Here is an 18,672-nt window from a genome sequence, read left to right as displayed (position 1 = left end):
CCCCTTCCCGGAGGGTGTTCCCCAGACCTGCCCGACGCCCCGATTCCGCCGTTACTGTGGTCCTGATGGCACGTCATGGGTGGTACACGGGGGATCGGCGGTGGCGGCTCACCGCGCTGCTCGGCGCGGGCGTGCTCGCCCTCGCCCTGATGGTGACGCTGCTGAGCACGCTTCCCGGGCGCGGCGCGGACACCTCCGGCACCTCGCGCGAGGGCGACCGGGTGCACGGCACGCCCGCCACCCCGGCCGGGCGTCCGCAGCCGTCCGTGGGCTGGGGTTTCACCCATACCCAGTACAGCGCGGACCGGGGCGGCGCGGCCACCGGGCGGGTCGAGAAGCTGCTCGCCGGGGACGGCGGCCTGCCGCAGGACCAGGCCATCATGGGCTGGGGCGCCGACAACCCCGAGCCGGTGAAGGGGCGTTACGACTTCGGCGCGCTGGACCGCCGCATCGACTTCGTCCGCGCCTCCCACGGCACGCCCGTGATCACGCTGTGCTGCTCGCCGGACTGGATGAAGGGCGGCAAGGCGGGCGCCGGGCGCACCGACTGGAGCCAGTCCGCCCTGGAGACCGCCCCCACCCCGGACCACTACGCGGACTTCGCCAGGCTCGCCGCCACGGTCGCCCGCCGCTACCCCGACGTACGCCACTTCGTCGTGTGGAACGAGTTCAAGGGCTTCTGGAACGACTCCGCGGGCCGCTGGGACTACGAGGGCTACACGAAGATGTACAACCTCGTCTACGGCGCCCTGAAGAAGGTGAACCCCGACATCATGGTCGGCGGCCCCTATCTGGTGATGGACAGCGTCCGCGCCGGACAGCAGCACGCCTCCGACACCCTGCGCGGCGACTGGGGCGCCATGGACCAGCGGGTCCTGGACGCCTTCCGCTACTGGAACACCCACAAGGCGGGCGCCGACTTCGTGGTCGTGGACGGCTCCAGCTACACCAACGACGAGAAGTTCCTCCCCGACGAGTTCGCCGCCACCGCCAAGTTCACCGACGTCAGCGCATGGCTGCGCCGCCAGACCCACGACCTGCCGCTGTGGTGGGCCGAGTACTACGTCGAGCCCGCCGACGCCGACGACCGGCGCGAGGGCTGGTCCGAGGACCACCGGATCGCCGTCCACGCCACCGCCCTGATGAGCATGGTCGACGGCGGCGCCGGTTCCGCCTTCTACTGGAACCCCGAGAAGAAGAGCGGCACCGACTGCGCGGGCTGCCTGTGGACCCCGACGAGCGAGGCGGACGGCGGCCGGCCCCTGCCCATGTACGGCCTGCTCTCCCGCTTCCACGCGGCCTTCCCGCCCGGCACCCGGTACGAGACGGTCTCCGTCGCCCGCGACGACCGGCCCAACGTACGAGTCCTCGCCAGCGACCGTACGGTCCTGGTCGTCAACACCCTCGACCGGTCGATCAGCGCCGAAGTGGACGGCAAGCGCTTCACGATGGGCGCCTACGAGGTGAAGTGGCTGAAACGGTGAGCCACTTCACCTCGTAGGGCACCTCAGCTCATCGTCAAAAACCGCTGCACCAGCGACGCGAGGAACACCGCGAGCAGCGGCAGCGAGAACCAGAAGCCCGTCTGCAGCAGCCGCAGTTGACGCACGCTCGGCCGCATCGCGACCCGGATGACCTCGCGCGTGGTCAGCAGCAGGATCAGCAGGACCGCCGCGAGCGCGCCCACCACCGACCACGCCGTCCAGGTGATCTGCGGCCCGATCGGACCCGGGTCAGGATCCGGCACCGCGCCCGCAGGCCGCTCGCGCAGCGCGTACACCGTCACGTCGTCGTTGACCAGGACGCGGCGCAGCTCCTGCCGCGCGTCCAGGTTGGCCAGCAACCGGGACTCCCAGCTCGCCGAGTAGCCCGAGTCCAGCTCCAGATAGCGGACCTGGCTCTCGTTGACCATCAGATACGAGTTGGGGCCCGCGTCCTTGAGCGCTGTGACCAGGCCGGACACCAGCACCGGGTCGGGCGGTGCCAGGGTCGGCAGATAGTTCACCCGTTCCATGTCCCGCGCACCCCAGGGCAGCGCCGGGGTCACATCGTTCACCGGGTCGTTGCTCAGCCACAGCAGCCGTACGGTCGGCTTGTCGTGGGCGTACACCCAGTTCATCGCCGCGACCTCGCCGGGACGGGTCCGCTCGAAGGTCTCGTTGCCCCAACGGGCCACCAGGAAGCCGCCGATCAGCAGCAGCCCGGCGAGCAGCGCGGCCAGCGGGGCGAGGCTCACCCGGTCCTTCTCGCGCTCCTCGGCGGTGGCGCCGGTGCGCGGGAAGAGGGCGAGCGCGCCGAGCAGGGCCGCGCCCGGCAGCGCGAACATGAAGACGCGCAGCGCCATCTCGCCGCCGTACGACTGCATCCCGAAGCCCAGGAACGGTACGAAGGCAAGGACCAGCAACGAGCGCTCACGGTAGCGGTGTTCACGCCTGCGCCACCAGCCCCAGCAGGCGAGGGCCAGCACCGAACCGGCCAGCAGCACCCGGGTGTAGAGGACCAGTTTGTGGACCGAACTCCCGCCCTGGATACGGCCGGAGACCGAGCTGGACACATTGCCGCCGACCCCGCCGAGACCGCCGAAGAGGTCGTCGAAGTGCCCGGACCAGTACGGCTCCGCCATGAACCCGAGCCACGCCACGACGACCACCGCGAACAGCAGCGGCAGACCGCGCAGTTCACACCGGCCCAGGACGACCAGGACGGCGACCACGCCGAGCATCACGAACGGGGTCAGCTGGTGGGCCGGGACGCTCGCCGCGAACAGGCCGGTCAACACCAGGAGCAGCACGGCCCGTTGACGCCGGTCGGTGGGTTCCACCTCGGCCTCGCCCGGGCGCAGCCGTGTCCAGATGACGTGCGGGGGGCGGAACCAGACCAGCAGGATCGCCGCGAACGCCAGATACAGCAGATAGGTGAAGCCCTGCGGGGAGAAGTAGTCCTGTCCCACCCAGCCCGCCAGGACGAAGAGCCACACGCCGGTCCACTTGGCCCGCCAGCTCGCCCGCAGTGAGCGGGTCAGCAGGAACATCGGGGCCAGATAGGCGAGTTGGATGACGGTCGGCCACCAGCGGATGACCTCCGTCAGATCGCTCACCCCGCACGCCCGCGCCACGAACGCCGTCACCGCGAAGAAGCCCGGCCAGCTCCAGCGGGCGTCCAGGTCGGGCACGGCGGAACCGGTGCGGTCGATGTAGTCCAGGAAGCCCAGATGCTGCCAGGCCGTGGGGAAGCGCGGTGCGCTCTCGATCACGGCGGGCAGCGCGTGCAGGCTGATCACGGTCGCGAGCAGGGTGATCAGCAGCAGGGCCCGGTGCTCCCGGCGCAGCCACAGCAGTACGGCGAACACCGTCACCAGCAGCGCGGCCCCGGCCAGCGTCGGCAGCGGGAGCACGGAGACGAGGCCGAGCCCGCCCATCGCGTCCAGATCGGCGTCGTCCAGGCGGAGCGCGGGCACCCAGTACAGGAGCAGCGCGGCGATGAGGAGGCAGCCGAGGAGGAGCCCGGAGCGGGTCGGGGCGTGGCGGGTGCGCGGAGGGCCGGGGTCCTTCGGTGACTCGGGCGTGCCGCTCGAGGTGCCGCCGCTCTCCTGGACCGGTGCCTTGGCGAACGGGGCGTCGACCTCGTGCCGTACCGCCGTCGGAGTCGGAGTCGGAGGCGTCGGGGTTGTCGGAGTCGTCGGCGTGTCGGGCCCCGGTCGCACATCCGGCCGTCGCTCCACATGGTCGAAGTCCACATGGACCCCGAGCGCGACCGTGTCGTGGTCCACCGCCCAGGACGGGCCGCGCCGCCTCGGCGTGCCCACGGCCTTCGCCTCGCGCGTGCCGAGGTCGGCGAGATCGCCGTCGGGCGCGGTCGCCGGGGGGCTGTCGTCCGGGCCGGAGCGGATCGTCCGCCACAGCCTCGGCGCCGCGATCGCCACGATCACCGCGAGGCTGGAGATCTCCGCGACACCCGCCCCGGTCAGCCCCATCCGGGGCAGGAGCAGCAGCGTGAGCCCCAGGACCAGCACGCACAACAGCCCCTGGAGCCAGGCCAGTCCGGAGGTACGGCTCTGTGCGCGCAGCACCGCGAAGTACGTCTCCATGACGACCCGCAGCACCGCGCCGACCGCGAACCAGCGCAGCAGCGGGGTGGCCGCGTCCGCGTAGCCCGCGCCGAAGACGCCCAGGATCCAGGGGGCGCCGACGAACAGCACCGTCGCGATCGGCAGCATGATCCGCGCCATCCGCTTGAGCGCCGCACGGGTGTTGGCCGCGAGCCGGGCCGGGTCGTGCGAGCCCTCCACGGTCAGCGAGGCGCCCATGTTGATGGCGAGCAGATTGGTCGTGCCGCCGATGGTGGTGGTGATGTAGAAGTACGCGTTGTCCTCGCTGCTGACCTGCGAGGCGATGATCACCGGGACCAGGTAGACCACCGCGAGGGAGAACAGCGAGCCGGTGTAGTCCCCGGCCAGGAACCGGCCGATCTCCCGCAGGGACGGGGGACTGGCGTGCCCCTTGGTGGCCTCGATGTGCCGGGGGACCAGGCGCCGGAACACCAGCCAGCCCAGCGGTATCACCGAGGTGGCGATGGCCGCGACCCAGGACACGAAGACACCGGTGGCCGGGATCGCCACCGCGAACGCGACCAGCAGCCCCAGCTTCACCGCCGAGAACACCGTGTTGCCCACCGGCACCCACGGCGCGCTGCGCAGCCCGGTCAGCACCCCGTCCTGGAGCGTGAGCAGGTTCCAGGCGACGACGGCCGCGACGAAGCCGAGCCCGTGCACCGTCCCGTGCAGGAACCGGTACGAGGGCCCCCACGCGTTCAGCGTTAGCAGGAACACGCCCGCCGCACCCGCCACGATCAGTGAACTGCCCGCGTACGTACGGAGGATGAGGCGCCCGGTGTGCCGTCCCGCCACCGGGATGAAGCGGGCGAGCGCGCCCGTGAGCGTCACCGCCGTGAGCCCGGCGAGCAGCTTCATCGCGGCGATCGCGGCCGAGCCCTGCCCCACGGCCGACTCGGAGTAGTAGCGCGCCGCGGCCAGCCAGAAGCCGAGCCCCAGGACGGCGGAGATGCCGGTGTTGAGCATCAGCGCGTAGGCGTTGCGGAACAGCGGACTGCCGCCGCTCGCGCTGCTCAGGCCCGGCAGGCGCAGGCGTCTGCCCGGCCGCTCCGGCGGTTCGGCGTCGGGCGCGGCGGGCTCGGTCGTGGTGGTCGTCGTGTCAGACACGGGAGCTGATGGCCTTCCGGCGGACCTGGCGTGCTCTTCGGACGAGTGCGTAACCCTTGCTGAGCGCGCGGTCCTTGGCGAAGTGACGGGTGATCGCCCGCCCTTGGACCAGCCGCTCGAACTCCTCGACGCCGGTGTCGCGGCGCACGGTGACGCGCCGCAGGGCGTAAGGACCCTGCGCGCGCCGCGCGAGCGCGTTGCCGACGGCGAGCGCCTGGGCGTACCCGGCCGAGCGCACGGCACGGCGCACCCGGCGGTCGGAGTAGCCGTACGGATAGGCGAACGACCGTGGCCGCACGCCCAGTTCGCCGGTGACGATGTCGGTGCTGCGGGCCAGCTCCCACTCCAGCGCGCTGTCGTCGAGCTGGTCGAGCTGCGGGTGGCTGTGGCTGTGGCCGCCGATCTCGACCCCGGCGGAGGCCAGCGCCCGCACCTGGTCCCAGTCGAGCATGGTGTCCAGGGCGCCGCCGGTGTCGTAACGGCCCCTGACCCAGCCGGTGGAGACGAACACCGTGGCGGGGAAGCCGTGTTGGGCGAGGACGGGCAGGGCGTGCCGGTGGACGCCCTCGTAGCCGTCGTCGAAGGTGATCAGCACCGGGCGGCGGGGGAGCGGACGCCTGAGGCGCCAGTGCTCCGCGAGCGCGGCGGTGGTGAGCGGGGTCAGCTCCAAGTCGCCGATGAGCGCCATCTGTTCGGCGAACGCCTCGGGGGCGACCGACAGGGCCCGGGTGGCCGTGTTCGGAGCGGCGGCGACCGCGTGGTACATCAGGACCGGTACGGCCGCCCCGCTCATGCCCCCGCTCCCTTCGCCTCCGGTGCCGCCGTGATTCCTGCCCCGATGGGGGCCACGGAGAACGCCGGGGCGCCCCGCCGCGCCCGCACACTGCCGATCGCATAGCCGCCCGCCGCCGTGAGCACGCCCGCGACGATGGCGCCCGCGCGGCCCGCGCCGCCCGCCCTGCCGAGCAGCGCGTCCCGCAGTCCGCGCACCACGCCGACCGGCAACACCCGGGTCGTGTACCGCCGTTCGGACTCCAGCCCCTTCCCGGCGCCGACGCTGCGCGCCACCAGCGCCTTCGACAGGCCCTCCGCGTAGGTGCGGGTGCGGAAGTAGGCGAAGCGCTCGCGGGCCCTCGGCACCCGGTGGTGGATCACCGCGCGGTCGTCGACGAGCAGCACGGCGTCGGGGCGGGCCCGGGTGAGGCGGATGCACAGCTCCGTCTCCTCGCAGCCCAGCGGGCGGCGGTCGCCGTCCCTCCCGATGCCGGTGGCGAAGCCGCCCGCCGCCTCGAACGCCGTGCGCCGGAAAGAGGCGTTGCCCCCGAGGACGTTGCGCACCCGGACCCGGCCAGGGGCCAGGCCCCGGTAGCTGCAGCCGACGACCCAGTCGAACTCCTCCGGGAACCAGTCGGGCCGCCGCCCGGACGCCCACACCGGGACCGTACGGCCGCCGACCGCGAGGACGCGCGGGTCGGCGTACCCCTCCGCGAAGCGGCGCAGCCAGTGCCGTTCGGCCACGGCGTCGTCGTCCAGGAAGGCGATGACCTCGCCGTGCGAGGCGGCGATGCCGGTGTTGCGGCCCGAAGACAGGCCGCGCGGACCGGCGTTGGCGAGGACACGGACGGAACCGGTGCCGGTGGCTGCCCCGTTGACGGCTGCGGCTGCGGCTGCGGCTGCGGCTGCGGCGTCGTCGGCGGTGTCGGCGGTGTCGTCCTTGAACTCCCGTGCCAGCCGCTCCAGCAGCGCCGGGTTGTGGTCCACGACGAGGAGGGTCTCCAGCGCCGGGTACGACTGTGTGCGCACCGAGGAGACCGCCGCGAGGATGTCCTCCCAGCGGTCCTCGGTGTACACACAGATCACGACGGAGATGCCGGGATCTCTCAAGACACCTCTCCCCGCACGGTGTTCGCCAGTGCGGCCCGGCGCTCGCGGCGCAGGGCACGGCGGTTGGACCGCTCCTGGAGGATGACCCGCAGCACCCGCAGCCCGTCGCGCACCGCCCGCAGATTGCTGGCGCCGTGGATGCGCAGATACTCGTGGCTCGGGATCTCCTGCACCCTGAGGCCCGCCTTGACCACTCTGATGTTCATCAGGGTCTCGACCTCGAAGCCGGTGCAGTCCAGGTCGATCTTGTCCAGGCAGTGCCGCCAGAAGGCGTTGTAGCCGTAGCACAGGTCGGTGTAGCGGGCGCCGAACTTGCGGTTGACGACCGTGCACAGCGCCCAGTTGCCGAGCCGGCGGATCAGGGTCATGTCATCGGTGCCGCCGCCGTTGGCGAAGCGCGAGCCCTTGGCGAAGTCGGCGCCGGAGACCAGCGCGGAGACGTACGAGACGATCTCGTTGCCGTCGGCCGAGCCGTCCGCGTCGACCATCACGATGATGTCGCCGGAGCAGGCGTCGAAGCCGCTGATCAGGGCGTCTCCCTTGCCCTTGCCGCGCTGCCCGACGACTTTGACGCCGGGCCACAGCGAACGGGCCACCTCCACGGTGTCGTCGGTGGAGTTGCCGTCGACCAGGACCACTTCGTGGATCCAGTCCGGCAGGGTCTTGAAGACGTACGGCAGGTTCTCCGCCTCGTTCATGGCGGGAATCACCACGCTGACCGGCGGAGTGATCGCCAGATGCGAGGAGATGGGCCGATAGGAGCCCGCGACCACGGGCTCGGGGCCCGGACTGGACATGGGCAGAACGGAACTCATGACGGTGTGATCCCTCTCGTCCGGTGGACCGCCCGCCCCTGGGCGGCCCGGCTCTGTGTCCGGTTCGAAAGGGGGGTACTCACCCTCGGGCACGGCGAAGTGGTCTTCCGTGTACGAGGACGAGCTGGCAAAGCTGCCGGTCTGCGATGTGCGGGCAGCCGGTCGCGCGGCCCGGCCCGGTCACCTGAAGCGGTCACCGAGCACGGCACCCCCCTACCGCGCCCCGCCTCGGAATGCCGCCGGTCCTGAGCCCTCCCCTGAACCGAGTGCGACCGTCCGATGCGGGTGAGATGTACGACGGTATTGACGATTGAACATGAATGGCAAGGTCTGGACGTGGCCTCACCTTTTTGTTGGTCTGTCCGTTACACAACCTTGGCCCATGTTCCTCATTCCGGCAGCCGTTTTCCCGAACTCGCCTTCGTACGACGGAAGATGACCAGAAAGAGCAGCAGACTCAGGCCGGTCACGGCTACGATCCCGCCCCGCACCGACCAGCGGTGCACGGCGAGCATGGCCTGCGCCACCAGCATGTCGAGGACGACCGCCCCCGCGAGCGCGGTGACGAGCCGGCCGTAGGGATCGAGCCCGCGCAGGGCGAGCCAGAGCGCCGCGGCCGGTGCGGCCAGCAGGAAGAACAGGGTCGACGGACCGCGCAACGGCGAGTGCGAGCCGGTGAACGCGAGCAGCGCGCCGCATGCGGCGACGGCTGTCGCGGCGCCCGCGAGCAGTGAACTCGTGTTGCCCGATGATGACTTGACAGAAATTGACCGCATGGGCCGACTTGCCCCCCGACGCGTCGGATGCCGGGCTTCAATGTGGCGCAGCCGGGTGTGGGCCGTCAAGGCGGCCTGTGTCGCACGCGCGTTCCTGTGACCGGTGTGAACTCCGTTGTCAGAACGCTCATGTGACGTGTCGTCAACACGTTTGTAAAGCCTGCGCAATACGCGGGGCCGTGAAGTTCCTGGGGCGATCCTGTCGAGAGATAGTTGAGAGCCAAATTGTTTTGGCATGGACACTTCCGATCAACGCGCGTAGCCGGTACCACGGTTGCGGCAGAGATCCTGCTAAAGGGAGGTTCCATGAGACGTACCCGACTTGCGGCATACGTGACTTCACTCCTCCTCGCCACCGGCCTCGGGATGGCCGGAGCCGGACAGGCCCAGGCAGCCGGTGGCGGCTACGTGGCACTCGGCGACTCCTACTCCTCCGGAGTCGGCTCGGGCAGCTACATCAGCTCCAGCGGCGACTGCGACCGCAGCACCAAGGCGTACCCCTACCTCTGGAACGCCGCGCACAGCCCGTCCTCGTTCGCCTTCAACGCCTGCTCGGGCGCGCGCACCGACGACGTGCTCGCCAACCAGCTCGGCTCGCTCAACTCCTCGACCGGACTGGTGTCCCTCACCATCGGCGGCAACGACGCCGGGTTCGCCGACGTCATGACCACCTGCGTCATCCAGTCCGACAGCACCTGCCTGTCCCGCATCAACACGGCGCGGGCGTACATCGACTCCACGCTCCCCGGCAAGCTCGACGCCGTCTACAACCAGATCAGCGCCCGCGCCCCGTCCGCCCGGGTCGTCGTCATCGGCTACCCCCGCTTCTATCTCCTCGGGCAGAGCTGCCTCGGCCTCTCCGAGACCAAGCGGTCCGCCATAAACGGCGCGGCCGACTACATCAACAGCGCCATCCAGAAGCGAGCCCAGGCCCACGGCTTCGTCTTCGGCGACGTCCGCACCACGTTCTCCGGCCACGAGATCTGCTCCGGCAACTCCTGGCTGCACAGCGTCAACTGGCTCGACATCGGCGAGTCCTACCACCCCACGGCGGCCGGGCAGTCCGGCGGCTATCTCCCCGTGCTCAACAACGCGGCCTGACCTGAGTCACCCGTCAGGGTGAATATGTGGCCGAAGCGGAGGCCCCGTCCGTCGGGGTCTCCGTCGTCGTCTTCCGGCATGTCACCGAGAACGGCACCTGGTCCGACTCCGTCTTCACCGGCGAGCGCACCTCCACGCCGATCGCGTTCTCGATCGTCCCGCTGTCCGACCAGGTCGTCACGGTCACCCGCACCCGCTTGGTCCGCTCCCCGTCGGCCGGGAACGACAGCGTCCGCCAGCCGTCGTCCGGCAGCGAGCCGTGCTGCAGCCGCCAGCGGTACTCCACCTGCGCGGGCAGCTTCCCCACCGTGAACGTCGCCGTGAACGTGGGCGCGTCCTCGTCCGGGGGCGGGCAGGTGTCGTCGTACTCCGTGTGTTCCCCCACCACAGTCACGCGCACGGACTGTGTGGGAGCGGTGCTCGCCGCGCTGCTGGAGCGGGTGGGCGCAGGTGCGGCGGTCTTCGTGTTCCGGGTGGGGGAGTGAGTGGTGGTGCCTGCGGTGGGGCTGGTGCCGGACTTGCCCTCGTCGCCCTGGGTGCCGTTGTCGCGGTGGAGGAGGGCGTAGGTCAGGCCCCCCACGGCCAGGGCGAGGGCGAGGACGCCCGCGATCAGGGCGACTCGGGCGCCTCGGCTGGGGGGTGGCTGGTGGCGGGGGTCTTCTCCAGACCCTGATCCGGCTCCCGATCCCGATCCCGTTCCGGCGAGCGGTGTCGTGGGCGGGGGCGGTGTGGGCGCGGGTGGCTGCGGGGTCCAGGCGGTGGGGGCGTACGGCACGGTGGGCAGCGTGTCGGTACGCGGCGTGCCGCCCGCCGCCACGAGGCGCAGGTCCTGCTCGGCGCGGTCGGCGGGGAGACGGTCGGCAGGGTCCTTGCGCAGCAGCCCCTCGATCACCGGCGCGAGCGGCCCGGCCCGGCGCGGCTCCGGCAACTCGTCCTCCACCACCGAGCGCAGGGTGTTCAGCGGGGTGTCCCGGCGGAACGGCGAGCCGCCCTCGACGGCCGCGTACAGCAGCACACCCAGCGACCACAGATCCGACTCCGGACCGGGTGTACGCCCCAACGCCCGCTCCGGCGGCAGGAATTCGGGCGAGCCGATCACCTCGCCGGTCATCGTGATGGCGGAGCTGCCCTCCAGCGTGGCGATGCCGAAGTCGGTCAGCACCACCCGGCCGTCCTCGGCGAGCAGCACGTTCGCCGGTTTCACGTCCCGGTGCAGCACCCCGGCGATGTGCGCGGCACGCAGCGCGGCCAGGACCTCGGCGCCGATCCGGGCCACGCGGTCCGGGGGCAGCGGCCCCTCCGCCTCCAGCGCGTCCGCGAGCGACCGGCCGCGCACCAGCTCCATGACGATCCAGGGGCGCCCGCCCTCCATCGCCACGTCGTACACCGTGACCACGTTGCGGTGCGAGATCCGGGCCGCCGCCCACGCCTCGCGCTCCAGCCGGGCGTACATCCGCTCCACGTCGGAGGCGGGCAGTCCGGCCGGGGCCCGCACCTCCTTGACGGCCACGTCACGGTGCAGCACCTCGTCACGGGCGCGCCACACCGTGCCCATGCCGCCCTGGCCCAGCGGGGACAGCAGACGGTAGCGGCCCGCGATCAAGCGGTCGCGTCCGGGTTCCTCTGACACGGGCGGCCCCCACGGCATCTCGCGTGATTCCTCCCCAAAAGTAGCTCAGCCGAAGGCCGTTGCGACCCCCTTGAGCATCAATCCGGCGCCGAGCGCGACGACGGTGAGGGCCGAGGCGAGCGGGAGTGAACGGCGGACCAGGGCGGTCAGGGGGTGCGCGGTGCGGCGCGGGTGACGGTCGAGGAGCCGGTTCACCCGTGAGCCGAGCCGGACGACGGCGAAGCCCGCCGCCGTCAGCGTCAGCGCGAGCCCGGCGCCGTACGCGACGACCAGCAGCAGCCCGAACCAGGCGTGGCCCAGCGCCGCCGCGCCGACCAGCACGACGACCGCGGAGGGGCTGGGGACGAGACCACCGGCGAAGCCGAGCAGGATCGTGCCGCGGAGGGTGGGGGCTGTGGGGTGGGAGTGGGTGTGGCCGTTGTGGGTGTGGACGAGAGCGTGAGGGGCGTGGGTGTGGGGAGCGCCCGTGTGGGAGTGGTCGTGGTCGTGCGCGTGGGCGCTGCCCACATGTGGTCCGCCCACAGGGTGCTCGTGCACAGGGGGCTCGTGCGCATGGGGCTCGTGCACATGGAGGTCGTCCCCATGGTGTCCATGCACATGGTGCTCGGCCCGAGCGTGTTCGTGTCCCGCGCCCACCAGGGCCAGCGGCCGGGACTCCACGTGCTGATGGGTATGGGGGTGCGGGTGCTCGTGACCGTGCTCGTGGTGGTGGCCGTGCGCAGGGGCATGGCCGTGCTCGTGCGGGTGCGCGTGTTCCTGCCCGTGCCCCGCGAGCCTCCGCCCCCGCCACGCCTTCCGCACCAGCGTCGCACCCGCCACAAGGACGAGCGCACCGCTCGCCACGCCCAGCCAGGCGATCACCGAGGGGGCGGCGGCGGAGCCCGCCGTGACCAGGACGCCGAGGCCGACCACGCCGAGGGTGTGGGTGACGGTCACCGAGGCGGCCAGGGGGAGGACGTCCCGCAGCCGGGCCCGGCCGCCGCGCGCGGCGGCAGCCGCGGCCATCATCGTCTTGCCGTGGCCCGGGGCGAGCGCGTGCATCGCGCCGAGCACCACCGCGATGAGCAGCGCCAGCGCGGCGAAACCCACGGTGAGGTGGTGCCGGGCGACCAGGTCGTTCAGCGCCTGGGTCCAGCGGTCGGCGCCGCGCGGCAGCACCGAGGCGGCGGGTGCGTCCCGCTGTGCCGACAGGGCCGGGCCGCCGGACCGTACCGCCAGCCGAGCGGTGGAGGTGTCGGCGGGGGAGGACAGCAACTCGGCCGGATACCGGGTGAGTTCACGGGAGAGCGACTTCTCCGGCACGTCCGAGCGGGTCAGTGTCATCCGGTCGCCCCGCGCGGTGATCTCCCGCCAGCCGGGCCCGGAGGACACGCCCGCGCTGTGGAAGCCGACGGTCAGCGTCGCGCCCTTGGGCAGCGGGGCCCGCTCCGCGCACTCGACGCGCAGGGTCTCCAGGCCCGCCTGTCCGGGCCGCAGCCGTGCCGTGGCCGAGGTGACGGTGAGCGCGACGGGCCGCCCGTCGACGGTGAGCCTGCTGCCCCGCGCCGCCGCCGCGCACCGCTGCCGGGCCCACTCCGCCCTGCCGAGCCGTTCGAGGCCGGGCTTGGCCTGGGTCGCCGGGATCTCCGCCAGGTCCTCCACATGCGTGACGCGCAGCTCGCCCGGGGCGGCCACGAGACCGTCGTAGTGGTTGACGGTGAAGTTGCCGAGCGGGTGCGCGCTCGCGGTCGTCGCCGGGCCGAGCGCGAGGGCGCAGGCACTGGTGAGGACGGCGGCGACGAGGGTCAATGGGCGGCGGAGTGCGGTCACTTGGTGGACTCCAGTGCCTTGCGGGCCGTGGCGGCGCCGAGCGGGGAGAAGCCGGGGTTGAGTTTCAGTGCGGACTTCAGCGAGGCGCGGCCGTCGCGCTCGTGGCCCGTGGCCAGTTCGATCACGCCGAGGTGATAGCGGAAGAGGGCGCTCTGGTAACCGGTGGCCGTGGCGCGGCGGGCGTACGAAAGCGCCTCGCGGTCATGGCCGTTGACGTGCAGCGCCCAGGCCAGGGCGTCCGCCGTGTGCACGGTGTGGCGGCGGGTCCACTCGGCGCGGGCCGCGCGCAGGGCGGCCTTCTTGTCGCCGTGGTCGGCGGCGGCCAGCGCGGTGTCGAGGTCGGCGTCCACGCCGTTGGCGCGGGCGATCGCGATCCACGCCTCCACCAACGCGTACTGCTCGTGGGCCCGTTCGCGGTCACCGGCCGCACCCCGCGCCTCGTACAGCTCACCGAGTTCGACGAGTGGGGCGGGCAGCGGGTAGCGGGAGACCACGAGTTCCATGCCCTTGATCGCCTCGGCCCGGTCTCCGCTCGCCGCTTGGGCGCGGGCCCGGCCCTCCAGCGCGGGGAGGTAGTTCTCGTCGGCGGCCAGGGCGCGGGCGTAGGAGGTGAGGGCGGACTTGTAGTCGCCCTGGTTCCAGGCGAGTTGGCCGAGCTGCGCGGCCACGTAGGCGATGTCGCCCTTCGACGTGGCAGCGCCGAGCGCCTGCTCAAGGACGCGCCGGGCCGCGGGTACGTCGCCGCGCAGCTCACGGACGTAGGCGTACCGAGTGAACACGGGCACGCCCGGCTTGCGGGCGTCGGCGGTGTCGGCGGCGCGGGACGCCGCGTCGTACCGGCCGAGTTCCACCAGCGCGTCGATACGGGAGGACAACGCGCGTTCGCTGTACGGGTTTTCGGCCAGCGCCCGGTCGGCGTTCGTGAGGGCGCCCTTGAAGTCGTGCCGCGCCGCGGCGAGCGCCGCCTGACCGGCCAGCGCCTGGTCACTGTGCGGCGCCAGCGAGAGGGCCCGCTTCAACGCGGCCTGCGCCTGCGGATACCGCGCCGGATCACCCTTGGTCCGCGCCTGCTCCACATAGGCAAGGCCCAGCGTGGCCCACCCGTCGGCATCCCTCGGCTGCGCCTTGAGATGAGCCTGCAGCGCGGCGATCGCCGCGTCCGGGTCGCCGCTCGCCAGCGCCCCCGGATCGACAGCAGCCGACACGGCGACCGCCTGCGGCGCCTTGTCGCGCGCGGCGCCGACCGCGATGGCACCTCCGGTGACGGCGACGGCGAGCAGCAGGGCCATTCCGGCGCGCTGCGCGAGACGCCGACTGCGGCGGGGCGTGCCGGTGGGGCGAGCGGGGGCGTCTTGGCCGCCGCTGTCGGCCGACGGCCTCCCCGATGCCGTGTCCTCGGCCGCCGGGGGCACCCCGCCCCTCGTGGCCTCATCGGCCGCCGACGGTGTGCGGTCGCCCGGGGATTCTCCGGTCTCCGAGGGTGCCGCGCTGTGCCCCGCCTCCTCGGCGTCCAGTGGCGCCCCGCTGGACGTCGGGCTGTCTGCCGGGCGCTCCGCCCCGTCCGGCTCCGGGGCGCCCCCATCGGACACCGCTCCCTCGGCCTCCAACCCCCTTTCGTCCCAGGGCGTTTCCTCGGTCGGTCCGCCGGAGGTCGTCTCGTTCGTGCGCGGGGTCATGCCCTCTCCAAGGTCGCCTGCTGGGGTCGGAAGGGTGGGCGCGGTCCGCCGTGGGGGAGTGTGCGGACCGCGCCCGGTCGGGATCAGTACGGGCGCTGCATCCGGCGGCGCCACCAGCCGAAGGCGGCGCCGATCAGCAGGACTCCGGCCGCGCCCGCCGCCGCCGAACCGGCGATCAGGACGGTGTTGTCGGAGCCGCCCGAGGCGGAGGCGGGCTGGAGGGCGTCACCGAGGGCACTGCGCACGTCGGCACCGGCGGTCGTGCCCTTGGCGAGCTTGCCGCGCGAACCGGCCGTGGGCTGGGCGACGTACGGGAAGTACTTCTCGAACTTCTTGTCGTTCTTGTCGACCGCGTCACCCAAGTCGTTCTTGGAGCCGACCAGTTCGCCCTCGACGACCTGCAGTGCCTCGTCCACCACGTCGTCGGTGAGCCGACGCCCGTTCGGGAAGCCCGCGTTGTCCCCGTCGAGCACGCCGAGCCGCTTGGGGTGCATGGCGGGCTTGATGGAGGTGTTCAGCCGCAGCTGCTCCGAAGGCTTCACGTTCGGGGGCTGGTTGAGCCCCTTGACGCCCTTGAGGAAGACGTCGACCAGGTCGTTGCGCGGCTCGGCCGGTGCCTTGATCTTGTAGATGCCCTCGATCAGCTTGGGCAGCTCGGGGTTGGTGACGTTCTTCAGGAACTGCGCGTCGTAGGCGGGCTGGGACGCGTTGAAGCGGTCCTTGTCCTTCTGCGGGTTGACGACCTCGTTGACGAGCGGGTTGCCGAGCCGCGAGACCTGCGAGAAGTAGCCCTGGGCGTTGCGCCGTTGGGTGGTGGACCAGATGCCGACGACCGGCTGCTCGGCGGACTGGCGGATCAGGCTGTTGGGCACCTGGAGGGCGATCGTGTTGACGTTGTAGCCCTTGAGGGTGTCGCGGCCCACCTCGCTGAGGTTGCCGCCGTAGAGGAGGTCGAAGACGCGCAGGTCCAGGAAGAACGGGTCGTCCGCCTGGCCCGCGAACGTCGCCGCCCCGGACGCGGACTTCTGGATCGCCTGCTCACGCAGCTTCGCGTACTCGGGCATGGACGCCTTGCCCACGTTCGACGGCGCGACCGGAGCGTTGCGGACCATCTTGTACTTCGACACGACGTGATGGTTCTTCGACCGGATCACTTCGATGTCGTACGTCTGCGTCACGTTCAGATCGGGATCGTCCAGGCTGGTGACCGGACCGGTGTTGTAGAGAAACGTGTTCCCGTTCTTCGTGTGCGTCTTGAACGTGTAGCGGAAGACCAGGTCGTCCTGCGCGTCACCGTCGCTGTCCACATGGATGTCGTACTGCGCGTCGTCCGCGAACGTGTAGAAGTTCGGGCCGCCCGCGGGGTCCTCGAACGGGATCCAGTTCGCCACGATCGTCGTCGTGTCCGGCTTGTCCGGGCTGACGAACGCGTACAGGTCGGTGTTGTCGTACTGCGGGGTGCCCGAGATCAGCGGGGCCTCGCGGTGCGAGGAGGCGGAGGCCGCCCCGGGTGCCAGTGCGGCGGTACCGGCGGCCGCGAGCCCGCCGGCGGCCAACGCGCCGCAGATGAGCGGTATCAGGCCCTTGCGCCCCGTGCCGCTCCTGGAGAAAAGAGGTGTCATGCCGTCCGTCCTCAGTGCCAACTTGCCTTGACGGACGGGTATACGGAGCGGGGAGGGCATTCGGATTGGCCGCCGGGGAATTTTCTTTTCCTCGTGCGCGACCCGCGTTTTCGGGCCACCGATCCGTATCATCCGCCGGAGGTGTGCGTTCGTGCGGATGCGTGGGGTCACGGGCAGCTCCGGCTGCGGCCGGGGGAGCCAGGTGAGGGGGGCCCGGATGGAGGCGGACCAGCTTCTGGTGCGCGTGGCGGGCGGCGACCAGAAAGCCTTCGAGGGGCTGTACGCGCTGGTGTCCGGGCCGGTGTTCGGACTGGTCCGGCGCATCGTCCGCGACCCCGCCCAGTCCGAGGAGGTCGTCCAGGACGTGCTGCTCGAACTCTGGCGCTCCGCACCCCGGTTCGACCCCGCCCGGGGCAGCGCGCTCTCCTGGATACTGACTCTCGCCCACCGCCGCGCCGTGGACCGGGTCCGCAGCGTACGGGCGGCCGGGGAACGCGAACAACGCGAAGCCTTGCGCGCCGGGGAACCCGCCTTCGACCACGTCTCCGAAGAGGTCGAGGCGGGACTGGAACGCGAGTTGGTGCGCCGCTGCCTGGACCGGCTCACCGCGCTCCAGCGCCAGTCCGTCACCCTCGCCTACTACGACGGCTACACCTACCGTGAGGTCGCCGAACGCCTCTCGCTGCCGCTCGGCACCGTCAAGACCCGGATGCGCGACGGCCTCATCCGGCTGCGCAACTGCCTGGGAGGTGCCGCGTGAGCCTCCTCGGCCGGCTGCTGCGCCGCGACGACCCGCACTCCCTCGCCGCGCCCTACGCGCTCGACGCCCTCGAACCCGGCGAACGCCGCCGCTTCGAACGGCACCTCGCCTCCTGCGACCGCTGCGCCACCGAGACCCGCGCCCTCGCCGACGACGTGGTCCGGCTCGCCTGGTCCGCCCCCGCCGTCGCACCGCCCGACGTCCTGCGCGAGCGGGTCCTCGCCGCCGTCCGCACCACCCCGCAGGAACAGGCCGCCCCACCGGTCCGCGCACGCGTGACCCAGCTGCCCCCACATGTGTGGGGAGCACAGCCCCCACCGGCCCGCCGCACCCGTCCGCTGCTGGTGCCGTTCGCCACGGCGACCGCGGCTGCCGCGCTCGTCGTCGCCTCCCTCTTCGCGGTCCAGGCGAACCGCACCCAGGACCGGCTCGCCGCCGAGCAGGCGCGCGGGCGTGAGATCGCCCACGTCCTGGCCGCTCCCGACGCCCGCGCCACCAGCGGCACGGACGCGCGCGGGCGGAGCATGGCCGTGATCGCCTCCGCCTCGGAGGGACGGGCCGTCGTCACGCTGAGCGGTTACGGCACCCCCTCCGGCGGTCGCGTCCACCAGCTGTGGCTCGTGCACCCCCACGCACAACCGCGCTCCCTGGGCCTCCTCAGCGGCGACACGCCCTTGGTCGCCAAGGGACTCGACAAGTCCTCGGCGTCACTCGCCGTGACGGTCGAGCCTGACGGCGGCTCACTGCGCCCCACTGGCCAGCCCCTTGTCCAACTCACCCTGAAATCGGTCGGATTCGGAGAGTAGTCAAAGCGGGATGATCAACCACCTTGCGGGGAAGGTGAATCCCGTGGCCGAGATACACGTGGGCCCAACCGGGACGATAGGGTTACCCTGCCCGGGCCGGGCGGATTCGTACGGGTGGGGAGTGACATGGAACAGATAACGATGCGCAGCAGGGCCAGGGTTCCTGCGATCACCTGCGGCAGCAGCGCGAGCAGTTCGCGCCTCGACCGCCATCTCTCGGTGCTGGCGGGCCCCGCCATCCCGCAGCAGAAGACGGCCGAAGCGACCTCGCTGATGCGCGAGCTGACCGCACGCGACACGGTGCACCGCCGCAGCGACCGGGGTGCTCGGGTCCGCCGGGTCTCCCTCTTCGCCCCCCTGCGCCGCCTGCGGCGCTCCCTCTTCGGCAGCCACTGACCGGACACCGGACCGCACCAGGGCTCTCTTCGAGCCCACCCCGCGCGTCCGGTTCCGGCCCGCGTCCGTACGACCCCACGCTCAGGCTGCCACGCCGCCCCGGCACAGCGCCGCGACCGCCGTCCGTCATTCCCACGGCGCGCTCCGCGGCGAACCGGCGTGTTCCGCCCTGGGCGCTC

14 protein-coding genes are annotated in these 18,672 nt (G+C 72.0%); 5 read left to right on the top strand and 9 right to left on the bottom strand.

Features of this window, described 5'->3' with window-relative positions; genetic code table 11:
• Positions 1 to 65: 65 nt before the first annotated feature.
• A complete protein-coding gene (locus B079_RS0128430; protein WP_018549248.1) occupies positions 66 to 1,484 on the top strand; it encodes a hypothetical protein in 1,419 nt (472 codons plus the stop codon).
• A 23-nt stretch (positions 1,485 to 1,507) separates the two neighbouring features.
• On the opposite strand, the gene B079_RS0128425 is transcribed toward B079_RS0128430, so the two are convergent.
• The 5 genes from B079_RS0128425 to B079_RS32890 all read right to left on the bottom strand — a co-directional run bounded on the left by B079_RS0128425 (position 1,508) and on the right by B079_RS32890 (position 8,693).
• Positions 1,508 to 5,218, bottom strand: a complete 3,711-nt coding sequence (locus B079_RS0128425) for a lipopolysaccharide biosynthesis protein (protein WP_018549247.1) — start codon at positions 5,216 to 5,218, stop codon at positions 1,508 to 1,510.
• Positions 5,211 to 6,011: a polysaccharide deacetylase family protein gene (locus B079_RS0128420; protein WP_018549246.1), complete on the bottom strand. Its 801-nt coding sequence runs from the start codon at positions 6,009 to 6,011 to the stop codon at positions 5,211 to 5,213. The genes B079_RS0128425 and B079_RS0128420 overlap by 8 nt, the downstream gene beginning before the upstream one ends.
• A complete protein-coding gene (locus tag B079_RS0128415) occupies positions 6,008 to 7,102 on the bottom strand; it encodes a glycosyltransferase (protein ID WP_026249169.1) in 1,095 nt (364 codons plus the stop codon). Before B079_RS0128415 ends, B079_RS0128420 begins: the two co-directional genes overlap by 4 nt.
• The gene (locus tag B079_RS0128410) at positions 7,099 to 7,917 is read right to left on the bottom strand and encodes a glycosyltransferase family 2 protein (RefSeq protein ID WP_026249168.1); all 819 of its coding nucleotides are present in this window, start codon (positions 7,915 to 7,917) and stop codon (positions 7,099 to 7,101) included. The genes B079_RS0128415 and B079_RS0128410 overlap by 4 nt, the downstream gene beginning before the upstream one ends.
• A gap of 389 nt (positions 7,918 to 8,306) precedes the next feature.
• On the bottom strand, positions 8,307 to 8,693 hold the full coding sequence (locus tag B079_RS32890) for a hypothetical protein (RefSeq protein ID WP_234016887.1): 387 nt from the start codon (positions 8,691 to 8,693) through the stop codon (positions 8,307 to 8,309).
• A 306-nt stretch (positions 8,694 to 8,999) separates the two neighbouring features.
• Between B079_RS32890 and B079_RS0128400 the strand changes: the two genes are divergently transcribed.
• On the top strand, positions 9,000 to 9,794 hold the full coding sequence (locus B079_RS0128400) for an SGNH/GDSL hydrolase family protein (RefSeq protein ID WP_026249166.1): 795 nt from the start codon (positions 9,000 to 9,002) through the stop codon (positions 9,792 to 9,794).
• Between the two features lie 13 nt (positions 9,795 to 9,807).
• On the opposite strand, the gene B079_RS0128395 is transcribed toward B079_RS0128400, so the two are convergent.
• From B079_RS0128395 to B079_RS0128380, 4 genes are all read right to left on the bottom strand, one after another.
• Entirely contained in the window at positions 9,808 to 11,442 is a 1,635-nt protein-coding gene (locus tag B079_RS0128395; protein WP_051095329.1) for a serine/threonine-protein kinase, read from the bottom strand.
• Between the two features lie 27 nt (positions 11,443 to 11,469).
• A complete protein-coding gene (locus B079_RS0128390) occupies positions 11,470 to 13,233 on the bottom strand; it encodes a sulfite exporter TauE/SafE family protein (RefSeq protein WP_106432398.1) in 1,764 nt (587 codons plus the stop codon).
• Positions 13,230 to 14,909: a tetratricopeptide repeat protein gene (locus tag B079_RS0128385; protein WP_078496111.1), complete on the bottom strand. Its 1,680-nt coding sequence runs from the start codon at positions 14,907 to 14,909 to the stop codon at positions 13,230 to 13,232. Before B079_RS0128385 ends, B079_RS0128390 begins: the two co-directional genes overlap by 4 nt.
• An 83-nt stretch (positions 14,910 to 14,992) precedes the next feature.
• On the bottom strand, positions 14,993 to 16,531 hold the full coding sequence (locus B079_RS0128380) for a DUF4331 domain-containing protein (RefSeq protein ID WP_018549238.1): 1,539 nt from the start codon (positions 16,529 to 16,531) through the stop codon (positions 14,993 to 14,995).
• 217 nt (positions 16,532 to 16,748) lie between these two features.
• Between B079_RS0128380 and B079_RS0128375 the strand changes: the two genes are divergently transcribed.
• The 3 genes from B079_RS0128375 (at position 16,749) to B079_RS0128365 (ending at position 18,493) form a co-directional block, all read left to right on the top strand.
• Positions 16,749 to 17,291, top strand: a complete 543-nt coding sequence (locus tag B079_RS0128375; RefSeq protein ID WP_018549237.1) for a sigma-70 family RNA polymerase sigma factor — start codon at positions 16,749 to 16,751, stop codon at positions 17,289 to 17,291.
• A complete protein-coding gene (locus B079_RS0128370) occupies positions 17,288 to 18,097 on the top strand; it encodes an anti-sigma factor (RefSeq protein WP_018549236.1) in 810 nt (269 codons plus the stop codon). Before B079_RS0128375 ends, B079_RS0128370 begins: the two co-directional genes overlap by 4 nt.
• A 126-nt stretch (positions 18,098 to 18,223) precedes the next feature.
• On the top strand, positions 18,224 to 18,493 hold the full coding sequence (locus B079_RS0128365; protein ID WP_037802194.1) for a hypothetical protein: 270 nt from the start codon (positions 18,224 to 18,226) through the stop codon (positions 18,491 to 18,493).
• The last annotated feature ends 179 nt before the right edge of the window (positions 18,494 to 18,672 follow it).

The organism is Streptomyces sp. LaPpAH-108 (assembly GCF_000373625.1).
Classification (GTDB): domain Bacteria; phylum Actinomycetota; class Actinomycetes; order Streptomycetales; family Streptomycetaceae; genus Streptomyces.
The sequence above is the reverse complement of the archived record's forward strand: the minus strand, read 5'-3'. Positions and strand labels throughout refer to the sequence as shown.